Raw genomic sequence first — 13,126 nt, forward strand, 5'->3', positions numbered from 1 at the left:
AACTTATATTGCCGAGGCGCTCTCAAATTCACTCATCTTTCTAAATGCTGTTTTCTGACTTTTTCAGCAAGCCCTACATATTTTTCTACCTGCTTTTTCCGAAGAGACGTGTCTTCAAATATTGCCGAACTGTAGGCGAGTGTCACGAGCAGAATTATGTTAATCAGTCGATTTTATTTTAAGCTAGTTCCTTCCAGATCGTAGCCTCCTGTTTTACAATCTCTAAACATTTCTTCAATGCCCATCCGTTGCTTGTAAGCATCGATAGCTGCCGATAATGAACCTAAATCTGTGAGAATAAACCATGCTTCATCAACCTTCCATGCTCCATAGTTTCTTTTCCACCACCCAGGTGTTCAAGATGTATTTTACCAAGGGAAACCATAGGGTTTCAATTCGCAGGACTGGCAACTTAAAAAATCTTTGAAGATTGCGCCTCCGACTCTCAAAAAGTACAGGATATGACCAAACAGTAGCTAGTCTCTCAATACTGACCTGTTTGTGTATTTGTAAAAGGCAGACAACGATTACAAGAGTTAAGTATTCAGTTTTTTTGAGTTGGCTTGACAAGCAATTTTGGTAAAATAAAGGAAGCATTTTAACTATTATGGGGGTTGTTGAGAACGATCGCCCATTTTTTTACTACAAAACGTCTCAAACCGCCATAGGTAAGGCTTTTAACGGGGTTGTCACCCCGTCAGAGATACAAGTCCTTAATTCAACTGAGATTATTAAATTATAATGCCTATTAGCTTTAAACAAGCGAATTAAGAGCATTTCTTCATTTGAGGTTGACTCTCAGTCGAAATAATGTGGAAGCCCTTGGCATAGTAGCTGTTTAATCGCAATCCTTGAATCGACACCATTCACTATACGATAACGATGCCACCGAGCTTGATATAAAAACTCATGCTAATTGCCGACAATCGGCAGAGTGATATTTACCGTTGTTTCCTTTTGATAGATACTGGTAATTGAGAACTCTCCTCCTGCGAGTTCGACAATTTTCTTGACAATTTTTAAGCCGATACCGATGCCCTGTTGTTCATAAGTCTTGCGCTCAAACTGCATGAAGGCACCAATTTTAGCAATTTGCTCTTCTGTCATGCCCCGCCCTGAGTCATGTACAGATAAATTCAGCATCTTCCCTACAACTTGACTACTAACTTTAATGGTTGTCCCTGGTGAGGAGAATTTCAGCGCATTATCAACTAATTGATAGACAATCGTTGATAGATATCGGTCTGATAGAGCGATCTCCGCTTCCTCAAGTGCCAACACGAGATCGTTGTGACGCTTGAAGCTCTGAGCCTGGGATTTCAACGCGGCTTCAATGGCGGAAGCTGAAAATTGAGTCCGGGCCGATTCGATCTTGTGGTGGCGACTTGCGGATAGTTCTAATTCTAAATAAATCAGGAATTTTTTCGTTAATTTTTCTAGGCGACGGGCAGATTCATCGGCCCAGCCTAACATCTCACGGATTTCGGCGATATCCATGTCTTCGAGATCGTCCTTGAGCAACCCGATCGTGCCTAAGATGCCATTGAGGGGCGTATTCAGTTCGTGGGACAGACTAGAAGCTAAGTTGCCACGCAGTTCATTGAGGGTGCTTTCCAAGACATTAACGGTATTTTCTTGGATGTGGTATAAGTTCTGGATACTATCATACTGTTGCTTGATTCTGAGCATTGAATGTACGCGGGCACGCAGTTCAATTCCATTCAAAGGTTTACTAATAAAGTCGTCGGCGCCAGCGGTTAGACACTGGGCAAGATCTGATTTTGAGCTTAATGCCGTTACCATAATGATTGGAACAGCTTTCCATTTTGACATCGCTTTGATTTGCCGACAAACTTCGAGCCCGTCTATTCCTGGCATCATCACATCGAGTAAAATTATATCGGGATTAAATAAATCTAGAGATGCGATCGCCTCTTGACCGTTAGCAGCGTAATACAATTCATACTCCTGCTCTGATAACAACGTTTCAAGTACATCAAAGTTATCAGGCTCATCATCAACAATTAAGAGAGAGAATTGAGACATGGTTGTAACCTCTGCAATAATGTATAAAATTTTATGGGTTTAGGTGATAGTTTTTAGCTGTGCTGCCAAAGTGATTTCCAAAATGCTTCCTGGCGGTTGGTTGCTTCTGACAGAAATTTCGCACCTATAGCAGTTCTCAATAAAGTGAGGTATGCCCTATGCCCTATGCCCTATGCCCTATGCCCTATGCCCTATGCCCTAGATCCGAGAGCACCTCATGTTACTGAGAAAGGCTATATGTGCCTCAACCAGCATTTTGCAAAAGGCTAAACCCAACCTATTTGAGATAAATCCTTTCAATTTCAGCCCCCGCGAGGGGTTTAGAAAATAAATAACCCTGTCCAAATTCACAGCCCAGTTGTTGAAGGCACTGAAGTTGCTGAGTCGTTTCAATGCCTTCGGCAATGACGGCAAGTTCGAGTTGATTACTCAAAGTAATAATGGTGTTAACGACTTGATAGTTGCGATTTCCTGCTTGGATCTGATTGACAAAAGAGCGATCGATTTTGAGGTTATCCACTGGAAAACAGTGCAAATAACCCAGGGAAGAATACCCCGTGCCAAAGTCATCAATGCTGATCTGAATTTGCCGCGATCGCAATTGTTCAGTCAGCGCGATCGCCTTCTGAGCATTGTCCACGATCGCGCTTTCGGTAATTTCCAGTTTCAGGTGAGCGGGGTTGACGGCGGTTTCTGCCAAAACCCGATCGATATCAGCCAAGAGGGTCGGGCAAGTAAATTGCCGCACAGAAAGGTTCACGCTCATGGTTAACTGCGTCGAGCCCCGTTGATGCCATGCACGCAGTTGCTGACACGCCTGCTTCAACACCAGCATTCCGACTGGCACAATCAGCCCTGTTTCCTCCATGCAGGGGATAAATTCTCCTGGTAAAACCATGTTTCGATCCGGATGTTGCCAGCGTACCAGTGCTTCAAATCCAACGACCTTTTGGGTTTGAAGATTCACAATCGGCTGGTAATAGGTGACAAACTCTTGATGTTCCAGCGCTCGCTGCAAATCATTTTCCAGCGTCAGGCGGTTCAGCATTGCCAAAGACATCTGCTGATCGAAGATTTGATAGCAGCCTTTACCTCGAAGTTTAGCTTTGTACATTGCCGTATCGGCATCTTGCAAGGGTTCTTCGGGTTGTTGATAAACACTACTGCCTAGAGCAATGCCGATACAAGCAGTCATAAAGAGTTCACAATCGGCAACCACAAACGATGTGTCAAAGCCCCGTAGAATAGCTTGGATAAATGGTTCAAGGGCGATCGCATCATCAATTTGGTGCAGCAAAAAGCAAAACTCATCCTCACCCATACGCGCTAACACGTCGCCGGGGCGCAGATGATGCTGTAACCGTTCTGCGATCGCTATCAGCAATTGATTGCCAATAGCGTAGCCAAAGGAACCATTCACCAGTTTAAACCGATCGCAGTCTAGATAAACCACCGCAAAAGAGGATTCCCCAGCTTGTAAAACCTCAGCCAACTTCTGAAGTAAGAAAGTCCGACTGGGCAACTGTGTGAGCGCATCCTGAAAAATCATGGTTTGCAACTGGGCGGTTCGCTGTTGCACCGTTGCTTCTAATCGGGCATTGAAGGTTACTAATTGCTGATATTGTCGGTGGATGCGTAACATCGATCGCACCCTTGCTGTTAACTCCAAGCGATTCACGGGCTTGCTGATAAAGTCATCCGCCCCAGCCGTCAAACATCTTGCGAGCTCCGTTTTGGTTGTCAGGGCCGTCACCATAACGATCGGCAGAGCTTCCCATTTGGGCATAGCTTTAATGCGTTGACAAACTTCAATGCCATCCATCCCTGGCATCATCACATCCAGCAAAATCACATCTGGCTCAAAGACGTTTAAGGAATCGATCGCCTCTTGCCCGCTGGCAGCGTAATGCAACTGATAGTCTCGATCGTTCAAGAGAGTTTCAATCACATCAAAATTATCGGGTTCGTCGTCAATGACCAAAACAGATGGTACATTCATGAGTTATCTTCCTGGGAATTTAAAAGCTGTTGAATGGTAGCTGCTAACTGCTTCAGCTTAACGGGTTTACTAAGGTAATAATTAGCTCCGGCAGCAAGGGAACGATCGCGATCGCCTGTCATGGCTAAGGCCGTTAGGGCAACGATCGGCACATCGACTAAGCTAGGATCGAGGCGAATCTGTCTCATTGCCTCTAGGCCATCCATTCCCGGCATTTGAATGTCCATCAGAATCAGATCGGGGTTTTCAGACTTGGCCAGGGCGATCGCCTCCTGTCCGTTTTTTGCTAACAGAATACGATAGCCCTTTGCTCCCAGGTAGCTCGAAAATGTAGTGATATTGGCTTCGTTGTCTTCTGCCAGTAAGATTAAGGGAGATGCTTGCTGTTCGAGCTGATTGGGTTCGATCGGAGTTGCACTTTGGGATTCCAGGTCAGACGTTCGGCGAGGGATCGGTTCAATCCCAGAGGAGGGCGCTATAGCAGCACAGGGAATGTCAATTGTGAAGCAACTTCCTACCCCTACCTTGCTAGTTAGTCCCACTTCGCCGCCGTGCAATTCGACAATGCGTTTCACCAAGGCTAACCCCAAGCCTGTGCCTGCATATTGGCGGTTTAGAGCGCTATCAATTTGGATAAAAGGCTGAAATAGTTTGTTAATATTTTCTGGAGCAATACCAATGCCTGTATCAATGACGGCAATTCGTAGGTAGTTCCTCTCCCCCTCTCCCCCGCTCCCCTGCTCCCCCTCTCCCCCGCTCCCCCTCTCCCCCGCCCGTCTTTGACTGCTAATTTCTAGGGTAATCCGTCCTCCTTCTGGGGTGAATTTGACGGCGTTGTTGAGCAGGTTAATTAAGACTTGGCGGATGCGACGTTCATCAATCAATAAATCGGGCATATTCAGTGGTATTTTCATCTCTAACTGGATGCGTTTTTTGAATGCAAGTTGTTTGATAAATGCCAGACTGGATTGACAGAGATGATTGATGGAAACTGTAGTGTAATCCAGTTCCATTTGACCCGATTCAATTTTGGCGACATCTAAAATGTCGTTGATTAATTCTAGTAAGTGATAGCCACTGCGATCGATGGTTTGTAAAGCTTTAATTTGTGGTTCGTTGATACTGCCAAAGACTTGCTCTTGTAGCCCCTCGCTCATGCCCAGAATGGCATTGAGGGGAGTGCGGAGTTCGTGGCTCATATTAGCTAGGAATGCGTCTTTGAGCCTTGTAGCGCGGATTAATTCTTCGTTGGAAATGCCTAGTTGGGCGTTCGTTTCGGTCAGTTGGGCTTCTGCCCGTTGACGTTCGGCTAATTCTGTCTGTAATTGCTCAAAAAGATTAGACTGCTGAATGGCGATCACTAATTGGTTAGCCGTTTGTTTAAATAAATTAATCTCCCAATCTTCCCACTGGCGCGGACGATCGCAGTGATGGGCGATCAGTAATCCCCACAGGGTTTGATTCAGAATAATTGGAACTACAAGTTTAGCTCTGACATGGATGGATGCGAGGAATTCAATCAAGCAGGGTAAGACTGACTGGTTTTCATCTTCCCGATCGCTGAGGGCATACACTCTTCCTTGGATATAGCGATCGTAGTTCTTTTCTGGGAAAACCTCTTCAGGAAAGACGATATCCAGAATACGCGGCCATTTTGGCAAAACAGATTCCGCAATGGCAGCCCCCGTCCCTCCCGGAAACACGCGATAGACTAGCACTCGATCTGATTGCAAAACCTGATGGATTTCCTCAACAGTGACCTTGAGAATCTCGTTCAGGTTCAGAGATGACCGCATCCTGTGAGTAATCGATCCCAGTAAGCGTTCCTGTTTTGCCTGTTGTTCCAATCTCAGTTCGGCTTGTTTGCGATCGGTGATATCCGATAAAACTCCCTGGATATTAATCACTACTCCTTCAGCATTTTTAATAGCTGTGATGCTGCTTCTCACCCAAATATAATTACCATTGTTGTGGTGTTGTCGGAACTCAGAATTACTTGAGTTTTTAGAAAAATTGATATTCTGCTCATAATCACTATGCACGAATAGGAGCTCGTCTGGATGCACCAGCTCTCTAAACGGCTTACCAATCCATTCACTCTCTTCCCAGCCAAAAACATTCTTGAATTGCGGTGAGAGATAAGTGATCGTGCCATCTTTGTCAGATGACCAAATCACATCTTTACCTCCTTCTACTAGCCGCCGGAATTTACCTTCACTCTCTGCTAATTGAGCCTCAATTTGTTTGCGATCGGTAATGTCTTGGATCAAGGCCAGTATATAAATCAGTCCGTCGTTGCTCGATAGGATTGAGGCAGAAATGGCGATAGTGCGTTTCTGCCCATTTTGAAGCTGGATTTCCCTTTCCTGGGCAATAAAGCTTTCCCCTTCTTGTATCTGTCTGAGGTTGGCGATCGCCTGTTCTTGAGCTTCTGAATCCGGGTAAAGACTTTGATACCAACCCAAGTGGTTGATTTCTTCTAAGCTATAGCCCGTAATCGCTTGCATTTGCTGATTCCAGACTGTGAAGCGGAGAAAGGGAAATTCCTCAACTTCATAGAAAATGCAGAGCCCTTCTGCCATGTTTTCTACAATTTGTTGACGGAAGGTATTTTCCTGCTGGAGCGTTGCTTCGGCTAACTTGCGATCGGTAATGTCGAAACGAATGGCTAGATACTGAAAAGGTCGCCCGCCTTCGTCCAGAAAGGGAACGATCGTGCTGGCTACCCAGTACAGGCTACCGTTCTTCGTCCGATTGCAAATTTCACCGCGCCAAATCTGACGGCTGGTAATGGTGCGCCACAAGTCTTGAAAAAAGGCGGAGGGATGATAGCCAGATTTGACAATGCGATGGGTTTGGCCGATGAGTTCATCGCGGGAGTATCCAGAGACTGCACAGAAGCGATCGTTGACGTAGTTGATCGCCCCTTGAGCATCGGTGATGACGACAAGCGCGGAATAATCGAGGGCGAGTTTGAAAGCGGAGAGTTCTTGAATTAACTGTTGTCGTTCGACTTCAGCTTGTTTGCGATCGGTAATATCAAAGTTGACCCCAATCATGGTATGGGGATTGCCTTGGGCATCTCGCACCACCACTCCATTGGCTTTAATAAAGTGGATGCTGCCATCGGGATGCAACACCCGATACTCGGTATCGTATTCTGTCTGTCCCAAGACAGCTTGCTGGAGCAATGTTTCGGTGGAGGTGAGGTCATCGGGATGTAGCGTGTTCATCCAAAAGTCGTAGACCATATAGGAATCAGATTGTCTCGTGAGGCCAAACAGTTCGTACATCCGATCGTCCCCAAGGATGGTATTCTGTCCCAGGTTCCATTCCCAACAACCGATCGCGCCAGATTTGAGAGACAAGCCGAGACGATCTGATAGTTTCTGTAGTTCTGCTTCGGTTCGTTTGCGATCGCTAATATCTTTCGCGATGCCTAAAAAGCCCATAATTTGCTGATTGGCATCCTTGAGGGCGGTGATGGATAGCGACACAGGAAAGCGAGAGCCATCTTTACGGATATAGCTCGACTCTTCTTCGCTGACAATGCCTTGGCGTGCTTTGGCAACAAAAACCTCAAAGCCCGGAGGCACATCTTGCCCCAGTTCGGCAGAGAGGGATGCGGCCCGATCGATTACCTCGTTTACATCGTGGATGATTACGGGTGTGGCAATACCTACCATTTCTGCGGCACTGTAACCCAACATCCGTTCAGAGGCGGTATTAAAGGTCTGGATGATGCCAGTTAAGTCAGTAGAGATGATAGAATAATCAGCCCCATCAAGGATAGCGCGTTGAAGGCTGTTGACTTGCCAAAGCTCTTGGGTACGTTTTGCGACTTTGGCTTCTAGCGCTTGATTGAGTTGCCGAAGTTGTTCTTCAACCTTTTTGAGTTCTGTCAAATCCGTATTGGTACCCGAAATCCTAACGGGAGTGCCGCGATCGTTCCGCAAAATAAAACCACGCGCAATGACTGGAACATAATGTTCTTTTTTGTGCAGCAAACGAAACTCAATCTCGTAAGACTCAACGCCATTTGTTATTTGTTGGTGCAGAAACTGATTGACCCGATCTAAATCATCAGGGTGCATTAGTTGCTGCCATAGATCGGGCGCATTCTCAACTTCTCCAGGCTCATACCCTAAAATCCCCCACCAACGGGGAGAGTAGTAGATGTTGTTGTCAATCAGATTCCAATCCCACCAACCGTCATTGGAGCCTTTTAAAACTAAGCTTAATTGTTCTTGAGAAAGCATCAAAGCTTGTTCAGCCTGTTTGCGAACGCTAATGTCTCGAATCATCAAGAGGACTTCATCTTCACCGCTCTTTACAACTCTGACTTCTTCATCTTGCAGGCGATCGCCAATCTGCACCTGTTGTTCATAAATTTGCAGTTCTCCTGTGCGTAAGGCTTGCTCTAGGTGGTGTAGATGTCGGGTCGCAATCTCTGCTGGCACAACATCCACCATCGCCAAACTAACAGTATCGAAATCTGCGGGGAAAAAGTCGATCTCGCGATTTGCTCTCACGAACTCCCGATAAATACCATCGGCACCTACGCGAAACATGAGGTCTGGAATTGCCGCCAATATGGCTCGGCTTTGGGCTTCGCTCTGGATCAGGGCGGCTTCGGCTTGTTTGCGATCGCTAATATCGGTAATCGTGCCCACATAGCCAATGATTTGCCCATCGGCATCTTGCTCCGCCACCGACTGCCCATAAACCCACGTCACGCTGCTATCGGGGCTTTGAAAGCGATACTCTAGGCGAAAGGGGCGATTTTCTTGGTCGGATTGCTGCCACTCCGCTGCGATCCTGTCTCGATCGTCGGGGTGCAGCCCTTGTCGCCATCCTGCTCCGGCGGTGGCTTCTGGGGTGAGTCCAGCAATTTGACACCAGCGCTTGTTGGCATAGGTGCAGTTGCCCTCGGTATCGATGCGGAAAATGCCTACCGGGGCAGCGGCGGTCAGGGTAGCATAGCGCTGTTCACTCTCCCGCAGCCGCGCTTCCGCTTGCAGGCGCTCGGTCAATTGATCCTGCAATTTTTGGTGTGTGGTGGCTTGCTGAAGGGCGATTGTCAGTTGCAATGATAAGGCTTGCAGCAGTTCGACCTCTGCCGGTCGCCACTCGCGGGCGTGGCTTTCAGTGACATTGAGCAAGCCCCACAGTTGGTCGCCACACAGGAGCGGTACCAAAATTTTGGCGCGGGTCTGGAGACGGATCAGCCTGTCGCGGTGACAGTCTGACATTTCAGTCGTATAGATATCAGGCACGACGCGAATCTGCCCCTGGCGATAACTCTCTATGCGGTCTTGTCTAAAACAGGTGTCGTTAATCCGCTCGCCCACTAGGGAGAGTGACGAGTCAGTGGACTCGGCAACGGCGATCGTTTGCCAATTTGCTTCAAACTGCCAAATGTTAACGCGCTGGCAGCCCAGCAATTGCCGCACCTGTGCCACGGTTGTGTCCAGAATGGTTTGCAGGCTCAGAGACGATCGACTTTGGGTGGCGATCGCGGACACCAGTTGCTCCCGTTCTGCCTTAATCTGGAGGGCGCTCGTCCGGGCTTCAACTTTCTGCTCTAGTTCAACGGTGCGATTTTCCAGCAACTGAACCTTTTCCGCCTCTAACCGCACCACCTTTTCTTCCAACACCTCCACCAGCCTGTATAGCTCCAGTGGGTTGAGGACTTGCAGCAAATTGGTCTGGGTAACAATGCCCAATAGCTCCCCTTGCTCACCTGTCACCGCCAACCGACGAATCAAGCGCTGCTCCATGATTTGCTGCACAGTCCAGAGCGAATCGTCGGGTCTAACGGCAAAAATCGGCGTACTCATCACCGCTTGAGCCAGACAGGTTTCTAGATTCAAGCCCAATGCCTGAGACTGTACAATATGCCGCTCAGTCAGAATCCCCACCGGAATGTGTAGCGGTGCGGCTTGGCTGCCACCGGGTTGCACAATCATGACAGAACGGACGTGGTGCTTTGCCATCTGTTGAGCGATCTCCAGCATGGAACTGTCCGGCGCGGCACAAATGACCTCACTCGTCATCACCTCAGACACCAGGCGCAACCGCAAGAGATCTACAGGGCGAGAGGTTTGCTGGAGAGTTTCATGCGTTACCAGCCCCACCAAGCAATCCTGCTCGTCCAAGATTGGTATGTGGCGAATGTGATACTGCTGGAGCAGATTACTCGCAAAAAATAAATCGGTAAAAGCAGACTCGTGCAGGGTAATGACTGGATATGCCATCACCCCGCGAATCGATAGCTCCTCCAGAGAACGCTGCTGGGCAATCAGGCGCACCACGTCCCGCTCTGTCAAAATACCTAACAATCGTCCGTCTTCCACCACCACTACGCAGCTCGATCGGGCATCTAGAAGGAGTTCATCCAGTTGCTCATCCACAGTTTGGGCAGTATCACAGATAGTCCGCACACCACTCATCAGGGCGATCGCCGACTTTAGCGTCGTATCTGGTTTAACTATCAGGGGATCGCGGACGATCGCCAACTTTAGTTCTGATGGGGTGAGAGCTGTGACTCGGTTAAACATTGGTGTACAAGCATTTATTCTTTATTGTTCCCGTTAGCAATAGACAAGTTAATAAAACCGCAAAATTCTTAAACGTTGAGACCGTTGGGGTTTTGGGAAACCCACAATAATGCTAGCTCAAAAAAATTGAAAATAAATTAGGTACTAAATTTAGTAGATTTCCACTATTGAGCAATATCCCACCACTTTTACTGCATTGCTACATTATACAACAACTTGTAACACCTCAGCATTAGAGCGATTGCGTTCCTAAACTGAAAAATGGAGGAGGTTTTGCACGTTAATAAGTAGGTCAACCTAATTAGGGCTTGCTGAATAAGCCTAAAACCCTTACCTGAAAAGACTTTGACTCGTGATCGGCGTGGATCAAATGTAAGACTCGCAGCTCAAATTAGTCAAAAGCCATGCACAGTATCACTTTCGTTCATGTACCGAAAACTTGACCCAACCCCAAAAGCACCGTCCAACTTTGACCTTAACGGACAGGGACAATTGTCAGAGGATAATCGTTGGGTAATCATGGAAAAACTAATTCCGTGGTCAGAATTTGAAGTAGAATATGCCAAAAATTTCACCAGTTCAACGGGAGCGCCCGCCAAATCGTTTCGTATGGCCTTGGGGGCATTAATAATCAAAGAAAGATTAGGAACTAGCGACGCCGAAACAGTAGAACAAATAAGAGAAAACCCATACCTAAAATACTTCCTAGGTTTGAGTGGTTATAGTAATGAAGCACCATTCGACTCATCCATGTTCGTTTATTTTCGGCAAAGAATAGGTGTTAACCTAGTTAATAAAATCAATGAAAAAATGGTCAAAAACCAGACTGAAGTGCCAGGAGAGGAAGTAGAAAAAAAGTCATCAGACCTAAGTGAGCCTAAGAATCAAGGAAAATTAATATTAGACGCAACCTGCGCGCCAGCCGACATTAAATATCCGACGGACTTAGGACTATTAAATCAAGCAAGAGAACATACAGAAAAAATCATAGATGCTCTACACAATCAAATTCAGTCACCCGTAAAAAAAAACCGAGAACCTATCGAAACAGAGCCAGAAAAGAATACCTAACTCTAGCAAAAAAACGCAAACCACGACGAAAAGAAAGAAGAAAAGCAATTAAAAAAAATTGCAATACATCCAAATAAATTTGACGAATATAGAGCGAATGGGTGATCTACAGTTGCTGAGTAAATCTCATTATAAAATGCTGTTAGTAGTTGCAGAAGTCTACCGTCAACAGTTGTCAATGTATGAGAAGAAAGAACATAGTATTCCCGACAGAATAGTAAGTTTAAAGCAACCACATATCCGCCCCATTGTCAGAGGTAAAGCCGGGAAATCCGTTAAATTCGGGGCAAAACTGTCAGCCAGTTGTCGAAATGGGTACGTATTTTTAGACCGAATTAGTTGGAATAATTTCAACGAATCAGGAGACTTAAAAATACAAGTAGAAGCATTTAAACGATTCACCGGATTTTACCCTGAATCAATTCATGTAGATCGGATATATCGAACCCGAGACAATAGAGCTTGGTGCAAAGAAATCGGTATAAGAATGAGCGGCGTTCGTCTAGGAAGACCTGCCAAAAATATTAGCAAAGCAATAAAAGAACAAGCTCGATTAGACGAGGGAATTCGTAACTCAATTGAGGGGAAATTTGGGAGTTGCCCAAAAGAAGATTCAGCCTCGGTAGAGTGATGGCTAAACTTAATAATACTTCTGAAACAAGCATCGCCATAACTTTTCTGGTGATGAATCTTTCTGCCCTGCTACGGCAGGCTTTTTGGCTTTTTTTCTGTCTATTTCATAACAAAAACCTTTTTTGATGTTTTTTGGCTTAAATCATTGGTAAAAGCTATGTTTCGTAAGAACAAAATTGACAAAACTTATATTACCGAGGCGATCTCAAATTCACTCATCTTTCTAAATGCTGTTTTCTGACTTTTTCAGCAAGCCCTAATTAAATATAAAACGTTCGACTTGGTAATTGCCTGATCTGGCTCTAGCATTAACCGCTTTAATGATGGCTTAGGATAATTCGTATTCGTCTTCAAACACGCGACAGGCTAATTCGTCGCGACTCTGTGGTTCCCACACCCCCAATATCTTGAGGCGTCTGCCTCGTCGGCGTGTTTGGCGCAATCGTTTTTGACTGCCACGACGACTATAGCTATAGTCGGTAGGGCTTTGACAGTAGCAACCGGATTCGTCCAAGTATTTCAACCGAATCACTCCTTGTTCGGCCCATAATTGTAGCATTTCCCAATCCCGCCACTGCCCTTCTTCTGCTATAAGTCCCGAGTAGGTGAGTCGATCAAATCTTGGAAACAAAAAGCTCCCGCCACCAGGCGGGAGCTTTTTAAACATTAAGGGTAAAGCCTAAATTGCTCGATCTTACCCTTTTAAAATGTTGGAATTTTTGATATTTCGCGATGCTTACAGTGCGTTACCGCGAGGAAGAACTTCTTCTGGGAACATGAAGTTTTCGTGAGGTTGGTCGATCGGAGCCATCCAAGC

Annotated in this window: 4 protein-coding genes and 1 pseudogene; 1 reads left to right on the top strand and 4 read right to left on the bottom strand. The window is 46.2% G+C overall.

Translation table 11 applies throughout. The features are described from left to right. Positions 1-912 precede the first annotated feature (912 nt). From QUB13_RS29740 to QUB13_RS29750, 3 genes are all read right to left on the bottom strand, one after another. Complete coding sequence (locus tag QUB13_RS29740) at positions 913-2,046, bottom strand: hybrid sensor histidine kinase/response regulator (RefSeq protein ID WP_333388516.1); 1,134 nt, start codon at positions 2,044-2,046, stop codon at positions 913-915. 277 nt (positions 2,047-2,323) lie between these two features. Beyond that, positions 2,324-4,045, bottom strand: a complete 1,722-nt coding sequence (locus QUB13_RS29745) for a two-component system response regulator (RefSeq protein ID WP_333388519.1) — start codon at positions 4,043-4,045, stop codon at positions 2,324-2,326. Next, positions 4,042-10,605 (bottom strand): PAS domain S-box protein, encoded by a 6,564-nt coding sequence (locus tag QUB13_RS29750; RefSeq protein WP_333388523.1) that lies wholly within the window; start codon positions 10,603-10,605, stop codon positions 4,042-4,044. The genes QUB13_RS29745 and QUB13_RS29750 overlap by 4 nt, the downstream gene beginning before the upstream one ends. Positions 10,606-11,031: 426 nt before the next feature. On the opposite strand from QUB13_RS29750, the pseudogene QUB13_RS29755 reads away from it, so the two are divergent. Continuing rightward, a pseudogene (locus QUB13_RS29755) lies at positions 11,032-12,435 on the top strand (IS5 family transposase). Between the two features lie 202 nt (positions 12,436-12,637). Here the strand turns inward: QUB13_RS29755 and QUB13_RS29760 are convergent. Continuing rightward, the gene (locus QUB13_RS29760; protein WP_333388526.1) at positions 12,638-12,940 is read right to left on the bottom strand and encodes a hypothetical protein; all 303 of its coding nucleotides are present in this window, start codon (positions 12,938-12,940) and stop codon (positions 12,638-12,640) included. Positions 12,941-13,126 lie beyond the last annotated feature (186 nt).

Source organism: Microcoleus sp. B4-D4, assembly GCF_036705185.1.
GTDB lineage: Bacteria > Cyanobacteriota > Cyanobacteriia > Cyanobacteriales > Microcoleaceae > Microcoleus.

Bases quoted from the DNA above. Each gene is read 5' to 3' on its own strand.
- QUB13_RS29740 (WP_333388516.1), bottom strand. From the start codon at position 2,046: ATGTCTCAATTCTCTCTCTTAATTGTTGATGATGAGCCTGATAACTTT.
- QUB13_RS29745 (WP_333388519.1), bottom strand. From the start codon at position 4,045: ATGAATGTACCATCTGTTTTGGTCATTGACGACGAACCCGATAATTTT.
- QUB13_RS29750 (WP_333388523.1), bottom strand. From the start codon at position 10,605: ATGTTTAACCGAGTCACAGCTCTCACCCCATCAGAACTAAAGTTGGCG.